At 62.2% G+C, this 20,166-nt stretch carries 20 protein-coding genes; 6 read left to right on the top strand and 14 right to left on the bottom strand.

Annotated features, from left to right (window positions below):
- Positions 1-19: 19 nt before the first annotated feature.
- Positions 20-1,951, bottom strand: a complete 1,932-nt coding sequence (locus tag IM737_RS05440; protein ID WP_236898906.1) for a potassium transporter Kup — start codon at positions 1,949-1,951, stop codon at positions 20-22.
- A 182-nt stretch (positions 1,952-2,133) separates the two neighbouring features.
- Positions 2,134-2,748: an NADPH-dependent FMN reductase gene (locus IM737_RS05445; protein ID WP_236898907.1), complete on the bottom strand. Its 615-nt coding sequence runs from the start codon at positions 2,746-2,748 to the stop codon at positions 2,134-2,136.
- Positions 2,749-3,120: 372 nt separating this feature from the next.
- On the opposite strand from IM737_RS05445, the gene IM737_RS05450 reads away from it, so the two are divergent.
- Entirely contained in the window at positions 3,121-3,456 is a 336-nt protein-coding gene (locus IM737_RS05450) for a hypothetical protein (RefSeq protein ID WP_236898908.1), read from the top strand.
- A gap of 160 nt (positions 3,457-3,616) precedes the next feature.
- Positions 3,617-3,943 (top strand): hypothetical protein, encoded by a 327-nt coding sequence (locus tag IM737_RS05455; RefSeq protein WP_236898909.1) that lies wholly within the window; start codon positions 3,617-3,619, stop codon positions 3,941-3,943.
- A gap of 41 nt (positions 3,944-3,984) precedes the next feature.
- Here the strand turns inward: IM737_RS05455 and IM737_RS05460 are convergent, their stop codons facing one another.
- From IM737_RS05460 to IM737_RS05475, 4 genes are all read right to left on the bottom strand, one after another.
- Entirely contained in the window at positions 3,985-4,728 is a 744-nt protein-coding gene (locus IM737_RS05460; RefSeq protein WP_236898910.1) for a pyridoxine 5'-phosphate synthase, read from the bottom strand.
- Positions 4,729-4,855: 127 nt separating this feature from the next.
- A complete protein-coding gene (locus tag IM737_RS05465; protein WP_236898911.1) occupies positions 4,856-6,001 on the bottom strand; it encodes a DUF6976 family protein in 1,146 nt (381 codons plus the stop codon).
- A 639-nt stretch (positions 6,002-6,640) separates the two neighbouring features.
- Complete coding sequence (gene ilvN / locus IM737_RS05470; RefSeq protein ID WP_236898912.1) at positions 6,641-7,195, bottom strand: acetolactate synthase small subunit; 555 nt, start codon at positions 7,193-7,195, stop codon at positions 6,641-6,643.
- 21 nt (positions 7,196-7,216) lie between these two features.
- A complete protein-coding gene (locus tag IM737_RS05475) occupies positions 7,217-8,986 on the bottom strand; it encodes an acetolactate synthase 3 large subunit (protein WP_236898913.1) in 1,770 nt (589 codons plus the stop codon).
- A 319-nt stretch (positions 8,987-9,305) separates the two neighbouring features.
- On the opposite strand from IM737_RS05475, the gene IM737_RS05480 reads away from it, so the two are divergent.
- Positions 9,306-9,764, top strand: coding sequence for an SRPBCC family protein (locus IM737_RS05480; RefSeq protein ID WP_236898914.1), 459 nt, complete (start codon positions 9,306-9,308; stop codon positions 9,762-9,764).
- Between the two features lie 79 nt (positions 9,765-9,843).
- Positions 9,844-11,268: an inorganic phosphate transporter gene (locus IM737_RS05485; RefSeq protein WP_236898915.1), complete on the top strand. Its 1,425-nt coding sequence runs from the start codon at positions 9,844-9,846 to the stop codon at positions 11,266-11,268.
- Here IM737_RS05485 and IM737_RS05490 read toward each other — a convergent pair.
- The 4 genes from IM737_RS05490 to IM737_RS05505 all read right to left on the bottom strand — a co-directional run bounded on the left by IM737_RS05490 (position 11,258) and on the right by IM737_RS05505 (position 13,078).
- Positions 11,258-11,722, bottom strand: a complete 465-nt coding sequence (locus tag IM737_RS05490; RefSeq protein ID WP_236898916.1) for an NUDIX hydrolase — start codon at positions 11,720-11,722, stop codon at positions 11,258-11,260. The two genes, IM737_RS05485 and IM737_RS05490, sit on opposite strands and share 11 nt — an antisense overlap.
- A 137-nt stretch (positions 11,723-11,859) precedes the next feature.
- Positions 11,860-12,075, bottom strand: a complete 216-nt coding sequence (locus IM737_RS05495; protein ID WP_236898917.1) for a cold-shock protein — start codon at positions 12,073-12,075, stop codon at positions 11,860-11,862.
- A 292-nt stretch (positions 12,076-12,367) separates the two neighbouring features.
- Positions 12,368-12,640 (bottom strand): glycine zipper domain-containing protein, encoded by a 273-nt coding sequence (locus IM737_RS05500; RefSeq protein WP_236898918.1) that lies wholly within the window; start codon positions 12,638-12,640, stop codon positions 12,368-12,370.
- Positions 12,641-12,709: 69 nt separating this feature from the next.
- Positions 12,710-13,078 (bottom strand): DUF423 domain-containing protein, encoded by a 369-nt coding sequence (locus tag IM737_RS05505; RefSeq protein ID WP_236898919.1) that lies wholly within the window; start codon positions 13,076-13,078, stop codon positions 12,710-12,712.
- Positions 13,079-13,171: 93 nt separating this feature from the next.
- Here IM737_RS05505 and IM737_RS05510 point away from each other — a divergent pair, with 93 nt between their 5' ends.
- On the top strand, positions 13,172-14,584 hold the full coding sequence (locus tag IM737_RS05510; RefSeq protein WP_236898920.1) for an MATE family efflux transporter: 1,413 nt from the start codon (positions 13,172-13,174) through the stop codon (positions 14,582-14,584).
- On the opposite strand, the gene miaA is transcribed toward IM737_RS05510, so the two are convergent.
- Positions 14,581-15,462: a tRNA (adenosine(37)-N6)-dimethylallyltransferase MiaA gene (miaA, locus tag IM737_RS05515; RefSeq protein WP_236899867.1), complete on the bottom strand. Its 882-nt coding sequence runs from the start codon at positions 15,460-15,462 to the stop codon at positions 14,581-14,583. The genes IM737_RS05510 and miaA overlap by 4 nt on opposite strands.
- Before the next feature lie 18 nt (positions 15,463-15,480).
- On the opposite strand from miaA, the gene serB reads away from it, so the two are divergent.
- On the top strand, positions 15,481-16,353 hold the full coding sequence (gene serB, locus IM737_RS05520) for a phosphoserine phosphatase SerB (RefSeq protein WP_236898921.1): 873 nt from the start codon (positions 15,481-15,483) through the stop codon (positions 16,351-16,353).
- On the opposite strand, the gene IM737_RS05525 is transcribed toward serB, so the two are convergent.
- The 3 genes from IM737_RS05525 to hflK form a co-directional block, all read right to left on the bottom strand.
- A complete protein-coding gene (locus tag IM737_RS05525) occupies positions 16,354-17,805 on the bottom strand; it encodes a Do family serine endopeptidase (protein ID WP_236898922.1) in 1,452 nt (483 codons plus the stop codon).
- A 143-nt stretch (positions 17,806-17,948) separates the two neighbouring features.
- Positions 17,949-19,034, bottom strand: a complete 1,086-nt coding sequence (gene hflC / locus IM737_RS05530) for a protease modulator HflC (protein ID WP_236898923.1) — start codon at positions 19,032-19,034, stop codon at positions 17,949-17,951.
- A gap of 3 nt (positions 19,035-19,037) precedes the next feature.
- A complete protein-coding gene (gene hflK / locus IM737_RS05535; protein ID WP_236898924.1) occupies positions 19,038-20,147 on the bottom strand; it encodes an FtsH protease activity modulator HflK in 1,110 nt (369 codons plus the stop codon).
- Positions 20,148-20,166: the final 19 nt, after the last annotated feature.

Below are 20,166 nucleotides of genomic sequence, written 5' to 3' on the forward strand. Positions count from 1 at the left end.
GCACCCGGGCCACGCGACGCTACAGCACGACCTGCGTACCGATCTCCACCACGCGTCCGGTCGGAATATGGAAATACTCCGTCGCGTCACTGGCATTCTTGGCGAGGCGGGTAAACACCCGGTCCTGCCAGAAGCGCAGCGGATTGCCAGGCTTGGGACCCGGCTTGAGCGAGCGCCGCGAGAGGAAAAACGAGGTCGACATGATGTCGAACTTCCAGCCCAGCTTGCGGCCCAGCGCCAGCGCCTTGGGGATATTGGGGCTTTCCATATAGCCGAAGGTGACAACCACCCGGCTGAACAGCTCATTATAGGCGTCGATCGTCACCTTCTCGTCGTCGGGCACGCGCGGCGAGGCCGAAGTGCGGACCGTCAGGATGACGTTCTGCTCGTGCAGCACCTTGTAGTGCTTGAGACTATGCAGCAGCGCCGTCGGTGCGCCCTCGATATCGCTGGTGAGGAATACAGCGGTACCCGGCACCAGGGTCGGCTTCTTCTTGGACAGGTTGTCGACCAGGAACTGCAACGGCACCTCGTCGCGGCGCGTCTTATCCGCCAGGCGGCGGCGCCCCGTCATCCAGGTCCACATCAGGATGGCAACGCCTGCCGCCACAGCCGCCGGCACCCAGCCGCCCTGGAACAGCTTGGACGCGTTGGCGGTGAAGAAACCACCATCGATGACGGCAAAGAGGATACCGAAACCGACGACTGCCACCGGTGGCCATTTCCAGTTGCGCCACATCACCACCAGCAGCAATGCCAGGGTCACCACCATCACGCCCGCCACGGCGATGCCATAGGCGGCCGACAGGGCGCTCGAGCTGCGGAACATCAGCACCAGCAGCAGCACACCCACCATCAGCATCGTGGTGATCTGCGGCATGTAGATCTGCCCGCTTTGCGTCTCGGACGTGTGCGTCACCACCATGCGCGGCAGCATGTTGAGCGCGATTGCCTGCTGGGTGAGGCTATATGTGCCCGAAATCACCGCCTGGCTGGCAATGATTGTCGCCAGGGTGGCGAGGCCGACGAACGGCAGCAGCGCCCAGTCGGGCTGCATTTCGAAGAACGGGCTCTCGACATTGTGGACGCCGACTTCGAGTACGAATGCGCCCTGCCCGAAATAGTTGAGCAGCAGGCAGGGAAAGACCAGGCCAAACCAGGCCAGCACGATCGGCCGCCGGCCGAAGTGTCCGAGATCGACATAGAGCGCCTCGGCGCCGGTCACCGCCAGGAAGATGGCGCCGACCACGACGAAGGCGATGCCGATATGCGTCGCCAGGAACTCGACGCCCAGCAACGGATTGAGCGCCCACAGCACAGATGGATAATCGATGATGTGGACTAGGCCGGAAAATCCCAGCGTGAGGAACCAGATCGCCGTTATCGGCCCGAATACGATCGACACCTTGGCCGTGCCGAAACGCTGCACGAAGAACACGCCGACGATGATTACCAGGGTAATCGGCACCACCCAGCGTGACAGATCAGGCGCCACCAGCTCGAGGCCTTCCACCGCCGACAGCACTGAAATAGCCGGCGTTATGATAGCGTCGCCGTAGAACAGCGCCGCACCGAGCACGCCCAGCATGGTGATCCAGACCGGCGGATTGGTGAAGGTTTTGCGGGCCAGCGCCACCAGCGACAGCGTGCCGCCTTCGCCATTGTTGTCGGCCCGGGTCACGAAGAACACGTATTTGAGCGAAACGGTCAGCGTCAGCGCCCAGACGATCAGCGACAGCAGCCCCAGGATTTCGCTGGAGCTTGAGGCCGCGCCCGGTCGAACATGCATAGCTTCGCGAAACGCATAGATCGGGCTCGTTCCGATGTCGCCATAAACGACACCGATCGCCCCCAGGATCAAAAGTGACAGGTCTTTACGGGATTGTGGTTGGCTGGAATGGTCGCTCGCATCGACTCCGGCGTGGGCGCCGGCCGTGTTCGTCTGCGTCATGAACCCTGTGCTCTCTTGGTCGAAGGCGGGCGCCGCTATACACCCGGGCATAGTCACACACAACACCTTCTCGCCACAATGGGTTCACGGCAGCCACGCCACACGGCCCAGAAAACAACCAGGGCCGCCCCATTTGGAGCGGCCCTGGCAGGTAAACGAAGATTTGGAGGTCCTCGTAAAGTTTATTCGGCTGCCTTGGCGGCAGCAGCGTCGTCATTGCGGGCGGCCTTGGTGGCAGCGCCCCACCAGATCAGCTGATCAAGCATGTCCTTGGCCGAATTGCCGATCGAGCCTTCGATCTCGGAAATCGACTTGGTGCCGCCAAAGCCAGGATGCACTGCAGCAAAGTCGGCGCCGCCGATATGGACGGCCGAACGGGTCGAGACCATCTGCAGTTCGATGCCGATATTGCGCAGGTGCTCGACAGCACGGGCACCGCCGACGGTACCGTAACCGACGGCGCCGAACGCCTTCTTGTTCCAGTTCACATAGGCTTGGTCGATGGCGTTCTTGAGAGCGCCGGTGATCGAACGGTTGTATTCAGCGGTGACGAAGATGTAGCCGTCGAATTCGCTGATCTTGTTCTGCCACTTGACGGCGTTCTGGTTGGCCGACGGCATCCAGGCATTGGAGGCCATTTCGTCGAAGAACGGCAGGTCGAAGTCGCGGATGTCGACGATCTCGGCCTGGATTTCCGGGCGCTCATTGGCCTTGTCGAGGATCCACTTCGCCGGCAGCTCACCAAAGCGGGTCGGGCGGGTGGAGGAGATGATAACGGCAATCTTGAGTTTGGACATTGGAGCCCTCCTTGGTAACAAATCGTAACTGAGGCGATATATGTGCCTATCGCCAACGACCGCAAGGAGGCACGTTTTTGTTGTACGGGGACACCAAGATACCTAGGGCACATGGATGTATCTATTTATACAGCAAGGGATTTCTGGGTTTTTGGCCCGTCGGACTGCGCTGCGGCGGTAACAGACAACGTTCCTGACAACGCACCGTTCAGTCATCGTGACCAATGGCGGCCCGCCGATCTTGATCGCTGATTAGGGACGTCTACCGAATCAACGCTCCGGCAGCGAAACCAACCCCACCTGGAGCGTGATTTTTAACAACCAGTCACCGCTATTGGACGCGGGCAATCCGCCCGAATTCCAGAGGACTGCATGCGCATCCAATCCGTCGCCACCTTGACGCTCGCCACCGCCCTTTTCGCCTCGACCATCGGATCCGCCGTGGCAATGGAGCGCAAGGTCCAGATCAACAACCTGACCTCCTATACCATCGTCGAGTTCTATGCCTCAAACACCGGAACCAGCGACTGGCAGGAAGACATCCTGGGCAGCGACGTGCTGCCGTCAGGCAGCAGCGTCAGCATCAACATTGATGACGGTAGCGGCTACTGCAAGTACGACTTCCTGGCGGTTTTCGACGATGGCGACCAGCTCGTTTCGGCCGACAACAATGTCTGCGAGCTCGACAACTTCGATTTCACCGACTGACCTATCTGCCTGCATGTAGAAAGGGGCGCCGACACTGTTGGCGCCCTTATTTTTTGCCCTCGTTCAGGTCAGGTTCAGCATCGGCCAAATATTCCCGTTGCACACGCGGCGCTGACCCGGTTAGCTGCAGTGGGGCACTTTCAAATAATGAGGGACAATCATGAAAGCGTTTTCGGCCGCACTCGCTCTGGCCATACTTGCAATCGGCGTCGTTGACGCAGCAGCGCTCGACCGCCGCGTGCGCATCAACAATCTGTCGTCCTACGACATCGTCGAGTTCTACGCGTCCAACACCGGCTCAAGTTCGTGGGAAGAAGATATTCTCGGCCGCAACATCCTGCCGGCCGGCAATAGCGTGGTCATCAACATCGACGACGGCAGCGGCTACTGCAAATACGACTTCCTGGCGGTGTTCGAGGATGGCGATGAAGTCGTCTCCGCCGACAACAACGTCTGCGAACTGAGCGACTTCAACTTCACCGACTAAGATCGAACGAGGCGCTGGTTATCCCGGCGCCTCTTCTGCTTTCAGCTCCCCAGCACTGCCCGATAGGCCCGCACCGCCGCGTCAAAGCCCATCAGCAGCGCGTCGGCGGTTATCCCATGCCCGATCGACGCCTCGTCCACACCAGGCACGGCCGCCTGGAATGCCGGCAAATTGGCCAGCGTCAGATCGTGCCCGGCATTGACGCCCAAACCCACCGCATGCGCCGCCCGAGCCGTCTCGGCCAGAGCCGCCAGCTCATATTCCGCCCGGTCCGGATCGTTGTAGCACCCGCCATAGGGTCCGGTATAAAGCTCGATCCGATCGGCGCCTGTCGCCTTGGCCGCCGTGACGCCATCCAGCCCCGCATCCGGATCGCAGAACAGCGAAATGCGCCTTCCGTCAGCCTTGAGCCGCTGCACCACCGAGGTCAGAAAGTTGCCCTTGCCGCGGAAATCCCAGCCATGGTCGGACGTAGTCTGGCCGGGTTCATCCGGCACCAGCGTCACCTGCTGCGGATTGACCGCATCGATCAGATGGAAAAAATCGTCGCTGGGATAGCCTTCGATATTGAACTCGGCCTCCGGATATTCCGTCTCCAACAGCGCCGCCAGATCATAGACGTCCGTCCGCCGGATATGCCGTTCATCGGGTCGCGGATGCACGGTGACGCCGCTTGCGCCGGCATCGAGCACCACGCGCGCCAGCCCGACCACACTGGGCCACGGCAAGTCGCGCCGATTGCGCAACTGGGCCACGGCATTGAGATTGACGGAAAGCAGGGTCATGGCACTTGGTCGAATTCGGTTGCCGACCCATACACGATTGTCGCGCTGCGGCCCAATCTATTGTCGCGATATGTCCAATCACAAAGGTTGATCACCTCCGCCGGGGCGGGCGGAGGTGATCCCCTTGTCAGATCACGCGCACAAGCACTGCGGTCTGATTCAGCAACTGGTAGGCGATTTCGCCAAAGGTGATCGGTCCGGCGACACCACCGATGGCCTTGCCTTCCAAATCCCCAAAGATGAAATTGAGGATACAATTGCAGGCGAAGACGGCGCCCTCCGTATCCTGTTCTGCAAGCCGTCTGCGGAACAGGCCCGCATAGTCTTCGACAGGGCGGGCAAAGCGATACTCGATTCCGGCGAAAACCGGCGCATAGAGAGCTACGTTGCCGGCCGACGAGTCCACGCTCTGCAGGGAAACATTGATACGCCCCCCTGCATAGTCGCCGATTAATGGCTGCTTGCAATGCTCAAGTCCACGGGCTTTCACATAGGCAGCAAAGTTGGTGGACTCGCCATTGACCTTGCAGGTTTCGACGTCGAAAACGGTAGCATCGAAAGTGATGATGTCGCCTGATCCAGGCTCGAAGATGTTGACAATCTCAATCGTGGCCACGCGGTCAGCCGGCAGCGCGACATAGGCCACCACCGCCCGGTCCTCGTATTTCGTCCCGGTACGGCCGTCATAGACCTTAGCCGTGACCTTGCCGATGTCGTTGAGGTGAACTCCGGCGACCCAGCCGACAGCGGGCTTGAGGAAGGCATCCACGAAGTCCGCCCCATCGGCGGCAAACCGTTTGAGCACCTGACTACCCGACGGCATAATCGTCACGGCAAACGCATTGTCCGGCGCGTTGGCTGACAATCCCGGCAGATCCTGTACGTCGTAGCTGGCGAAACTGACCGTGCCGACCCCGGAGAGATCGGTCACGAAGACGAAGTCGCCATCGGATATGACACCGCCTTCGGCAAGCATGAAATAGGGACTGGTTCCACCGATCCAGTTGCCCTGCGATAACTTGTCGAGCGCGGCCTCGGGGCCCGCGATGGAGAGGGGCGTGCCCTTCCGGATCAGCACTTCAGCGGCGTCCAAGGGCAGGAGAGTATTCACCATCTGCTTCTGCACAGCGGCCACATTGTCAATCGCATTCATGATGAGCTCCTCAAAGCCTGGAAAGTTGTTGGATTTCGCCGCCGAGCGATACTTCCCACTTGGCAAAGAAGGCACGTATTTCCCCTGCCTTAACGGCCACGGGGTCGCTGCTGCGCTCAAGGCGCTTGATCATGAATTGCATGCCCAGATGCTCTGTGCGGATGCGTGAAAGCGCGCCGCTGGCAAGTCGCTGCCAGCATAGGTCGTTGGACGCAGGTAGAGACATGAAGTGGTTTCCTTCAGTATTGAACCTCCGTTCTGGAAGTTCGACGATCACCAAAGAAAACCAACAAATTCGGCAGTCGTAATTGACTTATGTCAAAATGTTGTAGTCTAGAAAATTTCTGAACGGCCTCTGCAAGGTTTATATTAACAGTCGATTAATAGTTCAGAATATCGAAGAGCTGGAATCACGGCGTTCCGCGACAACGGACCTTCTAGTACTCACCGGGCTGCGACCGTTGCCGGGGCCGACGGCATACCGTCCTGCAGAAGTGTTGCATTGGGGTTGGCTTTGTCGTGGTTGGTGGTCCCAGCCTCCGCTCCCGGTCGGGGCTTATGAAGCCATCTATCGCTTCCAGCGAAGTCTGCAGTCGCAGGGTGGTCAAGCCGTCCCCTTCGCATGGACATCGAAGGAGTCGTTAGTATTGGGCTCGGTCAGTGCATTGCACAGCATGGCAATCGCCCTCCTCAGCAGCATGTCAGCTCCCACCCGCGGCACCGCAAGATTTGCGATGCCGGCGAGGCGGGAGCATTCGCCTACATGCCCTGCGCACCACGCGAAATGGCGGCCAGCCCGGTGCGGACCACCTCGACCAGCCCGAGCGGCTGCATCAGGGCGATGAAGCTGTCGATCTTGGCCGGCTTACCGGTCACTTCGAACACGAAGCTTTCCACCGTCGCATCGACGATCTGGGCCCGGAAGGCATCGGCCAGTCGCAGTGTCTCGGCGCGGGAATCGCCCGAGCCGGCCACCTTGATCAGCGCCAACTCGCGCTCCAGCGAAGCACCCTCGGCCGTCAGGTCATGCACCTTATGGACAGGCACCAACCGCTCGAGCTGCAGCTTGATCTGGGTCAGTGTCTTGGGCGTGGCGATGACCACGACGGTGATGCGACTAAGTCGCCGCCCGTGTTCCGTCTCGCTGACGGTCAGGCTTTCGATATTGTAGCCACGCGCCGAAAAGAGGCCAACCACGCGAGCGAGGATGCCCGGCTCGTTGTCGACCAGCACGGAAAGCGTATGGCGTTCCTGGTCCTGGGTTTCCTTGGTCAGGAAATAGGCGGAGCCGGTGGGCTGCAGATGTGCGTTCATGATCTTGTCCTCTGCAGCGCCCTAGACGAGCTGCCGTCCCTTCTCGTCGATGATGTCGCCGATATTGGCCGTATCGGGCAGGATGATTTCATTATGCGGCTTGCCCGACGGGATCATCGGCAGGCAGTTCTCGTCCTTCTCGACGATCACGTCGAACAGCACCGGGCCGTCATAGTCGAACATCTCGGCAATCGCGGCATCGAGCTCGGCCGGGTTCGAGCATCGAATCCCCTTGCCGCCGTAAGCCTCTGCCAGCTTGACGAAATCGGGTAGCGACGCCGAGTAGGAATGCGCGTAGCGCGACCCATGCAGCAGGTCCTGCCACTGCCGGACCATGCCCATGCGCTCGTTGTTGAGGATGAAGATCTTGATCGGCAGATTATACTGCACCGCCGTCGACATCTCCTGCATCGTCATCTGCACCGAAGCTTCGCCGGCAATGTCGATCACCAGCGCATCGGGATGCGCAACCTGCACGCCGACGGCCGCCGGCAGGCCATAGCCCATCGTTCCGAGGCCACCCGAGGTCATCCAGTGGTTCGGCTTGTCGAAGTGGAAATGCTGGGCGGCCCACATCTGGTGCTGACCGACTTCGGTGGTGATGAACACCTCCTTGCCCTGCTTCTTGCTCGCCTCGTAGAGCCGCTGGATCGCATACTGCGGCTTGATCACCGTGTCCGAATTCTTGAAGCCGAGCGAATCCACCGCCCGCCACTTTTCGATCTGCTTCCACCATGGCGCGATGGCCTCGGTGCGTGGCTGGTTGGTCTTGCTGCGCCAGACGCGGACCATCTCGGCCAGCACCCGCTCGCAGTCGCCAATGATCGGCACGTCGACGCGGACAACCTTGTTGATCGAAGACGGATCGATATCGACATGGATCTTGCGGCTGTTGGGTGAGAACGCATCAATGCGGCCGGTGATGCGGTCATCGAAGCGCGCGCCGATATTGATCATGACGTCGCAGTCATGCATCGCCAGATTTGCCTCGTAGGTGCCGTGCATGCCCAGCATGCCCATCCACTGCGGATTGGACGCTGGGAAGGCACCCAGACCCATCAGCGTCGAGGTCACCGGGAAACCGGTCAGCTCGGCCAGTTCGCGCAGATGCTCGGACGCTTCCGGGCCAGCATTGATCACGCCGCCGCCGGTATAGAAGATCGGCCGCTCGGCCTTAAGCATCAGGTTGACCGCCGCCTCGATGGCCGCTGCATCGCCATCCAGCTGCGGACGATAGCTCTGGTGGCGTAGCGTATCGAGATCGGGCTTGTAATAGTCGCCCAGCGCAAACTGCACATCCTTGGGAATATCGATGACCACAGGTCCCGGCCGGCCGGTCGTCGCGATGAGGAAGGCCTCGTGCATGATGCGCGGCAGGTCTTCCACGCGCTTGACCAGGTAATTGTACTTGGTGCAGCTGCGGGTGATGCCGACAGTATCGCATTCCTGGAACGCGTCCGAGCCGATCAGCGTCGTCGGCACCTGGGCCGTGATGCAGACCATGGGGATCGAATCCATCAGCGCATCGGTGAGCCCGGTGACCGCATTGGTGGCGCCGGGTCCGGAGGTCACGAGGACCACGCCGGGCTTGCCAGTCGAGCGCGCATAGCCCTCGGCCATGTGCGTCGCGCCCTGCTCGTGCCGCACCAGGATGTGCTGCACGGCGTCCTGCTGGAACATAGCGTCATAGATCGGCAGGGCCGCACCGCCCGGATAGCCGAAAATATGCTCGACCCCCTGATCGGTCAGCGCCTGGATCACCATTTCCGCGCCGGTCATTCTTTCGGCCATCGTCTTAGTCCTTCCTTCGATCCAATTCGGCCCAGTCTCGTAGCGGCGAAAACCGGGCAATAAAAAAGGCCCCGTTCGGGACCTGTTTTCGGCGCACCAGCTATCGCGCGGGATTTTATCCCACGTTGCCGATGCGCCTGCCTACTACGAGAATGAGTGCCCGCACGGGACCTCTCCAACCAAAATTGTGGGCGCATTGATAGGTGCAATGTCGCCGGAGTGTCAAGGCCCGCGCCAACGCTAAATTACCAGCTTAAGCATTGACCGCATTCATGGCGTCGCTTAACACAATGCTTAACAGTCAAGTGGAGAGCATCAAATGACCGACCGTTCCATTGCCCACGGCACCTTCGTCCTCGAGCGCAAGTATCCGGCCAGCCCTGCCCGCGTGTTTCGCGCCTGGGCCGACCCCGCGATCAAGCAACGCTGGTTTGGCGACGGCAACACCCCGGCCAAGATTTTCGACTTCCGCGAAGGCGGGCGCGAATTGATGGAAAGTGGCGAGGGCGAATTCCAGTTCGGCTTCGACGTGCGATACGAGGACATCGTCGAAAACAACCGCATCATCTACACCTATTACATGACGATGGGTGGCAAGCGCATTTCGGTGTCGGTCGCCGCGATGGAGCTCTTTGCCGATGGCGATGGCACGCGCATGACCGTCACCGAGCACGGCTGTTTCCTCGACGGGCTCGACAATATGCAGCAGCGCAGGCGCGGCACCGACATGCTGCTTGATGCTCTCGGTGCAGAACTGGCACGTGAGGCCGCGAACTAGCCCTGCGGCAGTCGACAAACCGCCCGAAGCATAGTCCAAGAAGGGTTCGCCACCCCTCTTGAGGATGCACCCGCCACCGATGCCAAGGACTGCACTGCCACTCGGCATCGCCCTCGTTTTCCTGTTGCTGGCCGGCGCCCTGGCTATGGCCGTCGTTCCCGACGGTCCGCTACGGTGGTTGGTCGTCGTCGGCGCCATGGCGGCGGGCTACATGGCGCTCAATGTCGGCGCCAATGACGTGGCCAACAATATGGGCCCGGCCGTCGGCGCCCGGGCAATCACCATGGTCTCGGCATTGGCATTGGCAGCGGCATTCGACGCCGCCGGTGCCCTGCTGGCGGGCGGCGAGGTCATCGAGACTGTCGCGGGGCGGCTGCTCACCCTCCACGCCGATTTCACCGCTAGCGCCATGATCCTCGTCATGATAGCGGCGCTGGTGGCAGCGGCAGCCTGGATCAACCTGTCCACCTTCGTCGGCGCCCCGGTATCGACCACCCATGCCATCGTCGGCGGCGTGGTTGGTGCGGCAGTAGCCGCAGGCGGAACTGGTGCCGTTGCCTGGCCCGTCCTGGGCACCATCGCCGTGAGTTGGATCATTTCCCCATTGCTTGGCGCCCTGTTCGCGGCGGTGCTTCACACTATCATCCGCACGCTGATCACGCGCCGCGCCGACAAGATGGCGTCGGCCCGAACCTGGGTACCGGTGCTTGTCGGGGCAATGTCCGGCATCTTCGCCGTCTATCTGACGATAAAGGCCGGCGGCTTTCTCCATCTCGACCGGGGCATGATCATCATCCTGGGCCTGGTCGCCGCTGGCCTCGGCTGGCTGATCGCCGCGCCACGTGTCCGCCGCCGCTCACAACAGCTCGAAAACCGCAAGAAGCACGTCGCGCGCCTGTTCCGGGCGCCGCTGATCGTCGCTGCCGCCCTGCTGTCTTTCGCCCATGGCTCCAATGACACGGCAAATGCCATCGGCCCGCTGATGGCCATTCTGGACCAGGCACACGCCGCACCGGTTTTAGGCAATCTGCCATTCTGGTCGCTGGCCATCGGCGCATTTGGCATTGCCTTGGGCATCGCGCTGTTCGGCCCGCGCGTCATCCACACCGTGGGCGAGCAGATCACCAAGCTCAACGAAATCCGCGCCTTCTGCGTCGCTCTGTCGGCCGCGACCACTGTCTTGGCTGCCTCGGCGTTCGGCCTGCCGGTTTCGTCCACCCATGTGGCGGTCGGTGCGGTCTTCGGCGTCGGCTTCCTGCGCGAATATCTGGCAATCCGCGACATGAAGGGCGCCGCCGTCCCTGTTGCGACCGAGTTTGTCGATGCGAGCACGCTCAACGATACACCCGAGCAGGCCATCGCCAGGGAACGGCGCTATAACAGGCGATACCTCGTACGACGTCTCAAAGTTGCGCGTATCTTTGCCGCGTGGCTGGTGACACTGCCCGCCGCAGGTGGCATGGGCGCCCTGGGCTACTGGTTGCTCGACCGGGTCATTGCATGAGGCGCGGCACCGTCAGCTGACGGTGCAGGGTTTCGGCGATCCTCGAAAGCGCGCGATCCGACAACAGGCGCTTGGTTTCATGCAGCAGGGCCCAGTGCCTTAGCCGCTGATCCATTTCCTGCCAGGCCTCCAGCTGCGCCTCGACACGTAGAGGGTAGAGATCGATCTCGACCGGCACACCCTTGTCGGTGTTCCGATAGGCGCCGATAGCACTTGTGCTGATCTCGCCGGACACGCCAGCCTCTTCCAGCGCCTCCTTGGCAGCACTGTCCCACGGGGTCATGCCGGCGCTGATCGAACCCTTTGGAAAAATCCAGCGGCCGGTCTTGCGCGATGTGACGAGCAGGAACACCACGCGGTTGTTGACGATGGCATAGGGGAGCGCGCCCGACTGGCGAAAAGCTGGAACCGGCTCAAACCTGGGATGCCAGCTTCGCAGGAATTCAAGCAGCATGGACCCGCCTCCATTCTGTTTTTCCGGCGGCGACCTTGGCACGAATGCTTAACAGGAGTCGAATCCCACCCGGCGGCCTGTGCATAAGCCAACAAAAAAGGGCCCCGAGGGGCCCCTTCCGAATGCTGTTAGCCAGCTTAGCTCAGCAGGGTCAGGTTGGTCGCCGATTCCTTGCCGTCACGGCCGGTTTCGACTTCGTAGGTGACCTTGTCGCCTTCATAGAGGCCCTGCAGGCCCGAACGCTGCACGGCAGAAATGTGGACAAAGGCATCCTTCCCGCCGCTCTCGGGAGAAATGAAGCCAAAGCCCTTGGTGGTGTTGAAGAATTTGACGGTACCGGTGATGGCAGCCATGGAACTTATCCTTACAAAGTGTGCGCCGCAGAAGCAGCTAAGGGTTGAAAACGAGCCCGAAGAGGCTCGGCCTAACGATTCACAGATCAGGAGGTAGCCAAGTTCCCAGCTTTCGCCGGTCGATCAGATAGCCGCAGACAAGTGTCGTAGACCAAAAATATGGCGGCTATCCGTCAGAAATTCAAGGCGAATCCTAGTCAATGAAAAGCACCCGATCCAGGAGGGACTCCGGACCGGGCGCCTTGGCGCCTAGGTGGCGCGTGGCAGCATGGGGCGATGCTGCAACTTCGAATTAGCCCTGCGGGCAGACATCGTAGTAGCGGCTACCGTTTGGACGCTGGTAGACGCACTGGTCGGGATAGCCCTGGCGCTTGCCGAGCAGATTGCCCGCAGCTGCGCCGACCACACCGCCAATACCCGCGCCGACAGCCGTGCCGACAATATTGCCGGTCGTTGCAGCGCCCACGATCGCGCCAGCACCGGCACCCACGGCAGCACCCTGTTGGGTGGTAGTGCAGGCGGCCAGGGACAGGCAGGTAGCGGCGATGATCAAAATCTTATGCATGGAAAACCCTCCGAGATACTCTCGACGACAAAATGCGCGGGCGTGACTTTGGTTCCAGCGCAATTTTAACTATCCTTTACGCAGTGCAAGAATGCCGCCTATGGCCAAACCGAGCCAGCCCAGGATCATCGCGGCACCGGCCAGTGGTGCAGCGCCAGGGAACAAGGCGTGGCCGAGCCATTCGCGCAGGCCCAGGTCAGCCACAAAAAGCAGCGTACCCATTGCCAGCACCAGGCCGGACAGCCGCAGCACCCTGCCCCGCCCTGCAAGACCCAGCGCCAGCAGCGCGGGTCCATGCGCCAGGCATATCATCGCAATGGCACCCAGATTGCGGCTGTCGCCATGCGAAGCACTTGCCGCCGCCGCAACGCCGGCAGCCCCGACCAATCCCGCCGCAATCAATAAAACTGCGTTGCCCCAGCCATTTCCCGTGCTCATCGCCGTCTCTCCGCTACCAGGCGCCATAGCCGCACCCCTTCCGCCTGCTGCCGGTTTCGTTTAGAGCAGGTGCCGCGAGTAGGACAGTTTTTCATGAGCGAGCAAGTCACGGTTGTGCCCGGCACAGCCGCCCAATCCGTTTCTGCAAAATCCGGCTGGACTGAAGAACTGCGCGCCACCTTCGCGCTGGCCTGGCCATTGGTCATTGCCCAGCTAGCACAGAACGCCCTCCACACCACCGACGTCATCATGCTCGGCTGGCTGGGCCCCGCCTACCTGGCCGCCGGCACTCTGGCCACGACCTTCCTCATGCCCTTCCTCGTTGGCGGCATCGGCATCGTCGGCGCCGTGGCACCCCTCGTGGCCCAGGCTCGTGGCGCGCGCGACATCAAGGCAGTCCGCCGCGTGGTGCGCCAGGGCCTGTGGGCTGCCATCCTGCTCGCCGCCCTGATCATTCCCATCCTGCTACAGATCCGCCCGATCTTTGCCGCGCTCGGACAAGACCCCGAAGCGACCGTCAGGGCCGAGCAGTTCATCCAGATCGCCGCCTGGCAGCTGTTTCCCGCACTCGCCATAATCGCCCTGCGTTCGCTGCTCTCGGCCTTCGACGGCACGCGCATGATCCTGATCATCACGGTCAGCGGCGTCATCTTCAACGCCTTGGTCAACTACCTGCTGATCTTCGGCCATTTCGGCTTTCCGCGCCTCGAGCTGCGCGGCTCAGCCATCGCCACCGTTCTGACCAACATCCTGATGTTCGGCTTGATGCTGACCTATGTACTACGCCAGCGCCGCTTCAGGCGCTTCCACGTCCTGCTTCGCTTCTGGAAGCCCGACTGGCAGCGCTTCCGCGAAATCTTCCGCATCGGCACGCCAATTGGTCTGACCGTGCTCGCCGAAGTCGGCCTCTTCACGGCCGCCGCTTTCCTGATGGGCCGGCTCGGCACCGACGAGGTCGCTGCGCACGCCATTGCGCTGCAATGCGCCTCCATGGCCTTCATGGTCCCCCTGGGCCTGGGCATCGCCGCCACCGTCCGCGTCGGCATGGCCTATGGCCGTTCCGACCCCGAAGGCATTCGCAAGTCCGGCTGGACCGCCTTCGCACTCGGCACCGGCTTCATGGCCATCACCTGCATCCTGTTCCTTACAGTCGGCCCGACCATCGTCTCGTGGTTCCTCGATCCCCGTGTCGAGGCCAACGCCAATGCGCTGGCCCTGGCAGCAACCTTCCTTGTCGTCGCTGGCGTGTTCCAACTGGTCGACGGCGCCCAGGTCGTCGCCGCACATGCTCTGCGCGGTCTCAGCGACACCAAGGTGCCGATGCTGCTGGCAATCCTCGGCTACTGGGCCGTCGGCCTGCCGATCGCCTATATTCTGGGTTTCGTCGTCGGCTGGCGCGGGGTCGGCATCTGGATGGGCCTCGCGGCCGGCCTGGCTTTCGTCGCCGTCGTCCTCGTCACCCGCTTCGCCCTGCGCGAGCGCCTGGGCCTGCTGCGGCCGCGCTAGATCGCGCGCCGCGGCCAATCGCCGAACCGGTTGCGGAACCATGTTCGCTGCCGCTTGGCATATTGATGGGTGGCAATGGTCGCCAGCGTGATCGCCTCGTCCCGCTCGGCGACGCCGTCGAGCCAGTCGCCGATCTCGCGCACCCCGATCGCCTTCATCACTGGCAGGCTCGGATCGAGATCGAGTCGCCGCAGTGCCTCCACCTCTTCCACCGCCCCACCGGCGAACATCGCCTCGAACCGCAACGCGATCCGCTTGCGCAACACATCGCGATCCGGATCGAGCACCATCCGCTCGATATCAAACCCGGCAAGACCTCCAGCATGCTTGTCATCCTGGAAGCTCGACAGGGTCCGCCCCGTTGCCCGCTTGACCGCCAAAGCCCGCGTCAAACGCTGGGGATCTGCCACCTTCAACCGCTCCGCCGCAAGGGGATCTTCCCGCCGCAAAAGTTCCAAGCGCTGGTCGCCATCCAGCACTTGAATCTCTTGTTGAACTTGAAGTGTCACCGCCGCCGAAACCTCGGGAATATCGGCGAATCCATTCAGCAACGCATCGAAGTAAAGCCCTGTCCCGCCAACGAAAATCAGCGGCTCGTCCTCCGTGCCGCCGACGATCCCCGCCACCGCTTCGAGCCACTGCCCGGTCGAAAACCGCGTCGCCGCTGGCACATTGCCGTAAAGCACGTGCTGGGCCTGCTGCATGTCGTTTTCACCGGGCCGCGCCGTCACCACCCGCAGCGTGTCATAGACCTGCATCGAGTCGGCATTGACGATCACCCCGCCCTGCGCCTTGGCCAATCCAAGCGCCAGCGCCGACTTGCCGCTGGCAGTCGGACCCGCTATCAGAACGGCGCGCCTGCGGCCCTTCACGCGTATCCTCCCCGAGTAGACCACATGCCGGTTCTCTGCCTCATCGCCAATCCCGCCGATTCCGAACTCGACCCCACCCTGGCGGTGGCCGTGGTCAAGGAAATCGGCGGCGAGCTCAACTGGCTCAATCACGGCATTGCCTGCGAGATCATCGAGCCGAAGTCAACCGATGCGCTGACGCTGGCCCGCCAGGTGATCGGCACGCGCCGGGTGGATGCCGCGCTCGTTCCCACGGAAAACCGCCGCAAGCCGGTCCTCGTCGCCGACATGGATTCCACCATGATCAACGAGGAATGCATCGACGAACTCGCTGCCGCCCTCGGCATCAAGGACCAGGTCGCCGACATCACCGACCGCGCCATGCGTGGCGAACTCGATTTCGGCCAGGCCTTGGATACCCGCGTGGCCCTGCTCAAGGGGCTTGAGCGCAAGGTGATCGAGGAAGTCCGCCGTGAGCAGATTACGCTGGCGCCGGGCGGTCGCGCCCTGATCCAGACCATGAAGGCCTACGGCGCTTATACTGCCCTGGTCTCGGGCGGCTTCACCTTCTTCGCCGACTATTTCGCCAAGCGCATCGGCTTCGACGAGGCTGTGGCCAATGTGCTGGAGTTCGACGGCGACCGACTAACCGGCACCGTCAGCAAGCCCATCGTCGACAAGAACACCAAGCGCGAACGCCTGACCGCCCTAGCCCAAGAGCGCAACCTCCCGTTGAGCCAGACCATCGCGGTCGGTGACGGCGCCAATGACCTCGACATGATCCGCATCGCCGGCTTCGGCGTCGCGCTGCATGCCAAGCCGACAGTAGCGGCAGAGGCCGGCATCCGCATCGACCACAGCGACCTCACCGCCCTGCTCTACCTGCAGGGCTACACCGACGAAGAGATCGTGCGTTAATCAGTGCAGCTTCACCGCCACGTAGCGGCTTGAGCCGGCCGGGTCCGTGACCTTGAACAGAACGGCATCGCGGCCGGCGCTGTCGGCTTCCGCGACCAGTTGCTCCACCTGCGCCACATCCTTGACCGGCTTCTGGTTGACCTCGCGGATCACGAGGCCAGCAATCAGCCCCTTGTCCTCGGCATCGCTGTCGCTTTCGACACCGGTGACCACAGGCCCGCTGACATCATCACCGATGCCATACTCGTCTCTCGTGAGGTTGGTCAGCTCTCCTAGCGTCAGACCAACGATTCCCGACAGCCCGTCCGCAACGGCTGCTGGCCCCGTCGACCCGGCAGCCGGAGCAACAAGCGCAATGTCAGTGGTCTCGAGTCGGCCCAGCGTGATTGCCACCGTCTCCTCCGCGCCATTGCGCAGGATCAACACCGGCACCGCCTTGCCGACCTCGGTTTCGGCGACGATTCGTGGCAGGTCGCGCATGCGCTGCACATCCTTGCCATCGAACTGCAGGATCAGATCGCCCTCCAGCATCACGCCGATCGACGGGCCCGCCGGGTCGATATCGACGACAATGGCGCCGTTGGTATTGGGGCGATCGAGCGACAGGGCGATATCCTCGCTCACCTCCTGGATGCCCACACCCAGCCAGCCGCGCCGCGTCTCGCCAAACTCCGCAAGCTGGTTGATCACCGGCCGCGCCAGGTTGCCCGGCACGGCAAAGCCAATGCCCAACGAGCCGCTGCCACGGGCAATGATCGCGGTATTGATCCCGACCACCTTGCCGTACATGTCGAACAGAGGACCGCCAGAATTGCCCTGATTGATCGATGCATCGGTCTGGATGAAATCGTCATAGGGCCCGGAATTGATGTTGCGGTTGCGCGCCGAGACGATGCCCAGCGTCACCGAACCGCCGAGCCCGAACGGGTTGCCGATGGCCATTACCCAATCACCAACCTCGGCCGCGTCACTGTCGCCAAATTCCACGAACGGCAGCGGCGATCCCGCCTCTACCTTGAGCACGGCCAGATCGGTCTTTTCGTCATGACCAATCAGCTTCGCCGGCAAGCGACGGCCATCGGTCAGGAACACCAGGATTTCCTCGGCGCCCTCGATGACGTGATTGTTGGTGACGACATGTCCCTCGGCGCTGATGATGAAGCCAGAGCCGAGGCTCCGCGCCTCTTCCATGCGCTCGCCGCCCTGCCCATTATTAGGGTTGAGCTCGTCGAACAGCTCCGCCAGCGGCGAGCCTTCGGGAAATTCGGGGAACGGTGTACCGCCACCGACAGGGACCCGGCGCGACGTACCGATATTGACTACTGCGGGGGAGAGCTGCGCTGCCAATGCCGCGACCGATTCCGGCCCCTGAGGTATCGCCTGCGCCAATGCCGCCGAACCCCAGCTCAGACCCAGCACGATTGCGACCGCCCCCACAATGCCCAGACGCATGCCCATCTCCCGCCGCCGGCCTATGCCGATCACTGTGGCAGCAAAGAGCAAGTCGTCGACCCGCACAAGCGGGTGCAGCAGCACGAAACAGTGAAGCCGGCGCAGAGGACTGCGCCGGCTTCAAATTCAGATCGACCGATGAACTACTGCGCGGGCGGCGTAGCTGGTTCCTCGACCGCAGCCGGCACTTCGGTGCCAACCGTCGGCTCAAGCTGCGAACCGTCCTCAAGCGTCAGGCTGGGGGTGATCGAATCCTCGATGCCCAGACCGTCAAGCGCAGGTTCGTCGCTCGCCGGAGCCGTGATCGGCGCAGCGGTTGGCTGGATCGGCGTGGCAAGATTGGTGCTTGCCGCAGGGATCGAGCCGCCCGAACCGAAGTAGCGGAAGAATTCGCTATCGGGCGACAACACCATGGTCGTGCCCGTATTGGCCAGGGCCGTGCGGTAGGCTTCCATCGAGCGGTAGAACTCGAAGAATTCCTGATCCTGACCATAGGCCGCAGCGAACAGACGGTTACGCTCGGCGTCGCCCGTACCACGGATGATTTCCGCGTCACGAGTTGCCGCTGCCACGATTTCCACCGCCTGACGATCGGCGATAGCGCGCAGGCTCTGCGCCTGTTCCTGGCCACGAGCGCGGAGCAAGGCGGCTTCGGCCAGACGCTCGGCACGCATGCGGTCGAAGGTGCGCTCCGACACTTCCGCAGCAAGGTCCGTACGCAGGATGCGAACATCCACCACTGTAATGCCCAGTTCCGCCATATCGGGACGGATCAGATCGCGGGCTTCGCGCATCATCTGCGGACGCTGCTCGGAGAGAGCCGCGTTGAACTCGCGCAGACCATAGACCTGGCGCAGAGCCGCATCGAAGCGGGTGGCGATACGGTCTTCGGCGACTGACAGCTGGCCCAGTGCGCGTTCGCGGAACAGGCGTGCGTCGGTGATGCGGTAGGTCAGGAAGGCGTCCACTTCGTAGAACGCGCCGCCCGAGACCTGCACGGTCATGTCGGCAATATCCTGGCGCAGCAGGCGATCTTCGATGATCTGCACGCTGTCCACGATATCGGTCGGCACCTTGAAGTAGATGCCCGGTTCTGTGCGGACATTGGTGATCTGGCCGAAGCGCATGACGACGGCCTGGTCGCGCTCGTTGACCACATAGATCGACGAGAAGAAGACGTAGAGAGCGGCGATGACGACGACGCCAATGATGATCAGACGATTGTTCATGGCTTAGTTCCCCGTCACGGTAGAGTTCGAGGCACCAGAGCGCAGTTCGGGTAGCGGCAGGTAGGGTATGACACCCTGCCCGTTCTCCCCACTCTCGAGCAGCACCTTCTCGGAACCACCAAGCACTTCTTCCATCGTTTCGAGGAATAGCCGCTTGCGGGTCACTTCGGGGGCATTGACGTATTCGGCATAGATGGCGTTGAAGCGCTCGGCCTCACCGGTTGCTTCCTGCACGACACGGTTGGTATAGGCAGCCGCCTCTTCGCGCAGCGCCGCCGCCTGACCGCGAGCGTTACCCAGCAGTTCGTTGGCATAGGCACGCGCTTCTTCCTGCAGGCGGTCTTCGTCCTGCTCGGCACGCTGCACTTCGTTGAACGCGTCGGCCACTTCAGCTGGTGGAGCGGCGTTTTCGATGGAGATCTGGTTCACGTTCACGCCCATCTCGTAGCTGTTGAGAATGGACTGGGTGATTTCCTGCACTTCCATGGCGATGCCAGCGCGGTCGTCACGGAAAATATCCTGGGCCGGGCGACGGCCGACGACTTCGCGCATGGCGCTTTCGGCGGCATTGCGGACCATGGCTTCCGGATCGCGCACGTTGAACAGGTAGTCGATGGCGCCTTCCGGCGTCACGGCCCACAGCACGGAAAAACGGACGTCGACGATGTTCTGGTCGCCAGACAACATCAGGCCGTCGTCACCGCGCGCCCCAGCGCCGGTTGCCGAACCGATGGTCGTCTGGTTTTCGGTGATGGTGACCTTTTCCACCGTCTCGATCGGCCAGAAGTGGAATTGCAGGCCAGGCATGGCCAGTTCGGGCTTGGGCGCGCCGAATTGCAGCTCGACGCCAACTTCCTGCGGTTCGACCGTGTAGATCGAATTCAGCGCCCAGAAGGCGACCAGCGCCAACACGCCGCCGACGATGGCCCAGCGTCCGCCCGGGATGCCGCCACGGAACTGGTCGCGGCCGCGATTGAGAATATCTTCGAGGTTGGGCGTGTTGCCGCCGCCTGGACGACGCGGTCCACCGCCGCCACCGCCACCCGGCGCCTGACCCCAGGGACCGCCATTATTGTTGCGGCCACCCCCGCCTCCGTTATTCTCCCACGGCATCGCGTCCCTTTCGGATATT

The sequence above is a fragment of the Devosia sp. SL43 genome (genome assembly GCF_021729885.1).
In the GTDB taxonomy this organism is placed as follows: domain Bacteria; phylum Pseudomonadota; class Alphaproteobacteria; order Rhizobiales; family Devosiaceae; genus Devosia.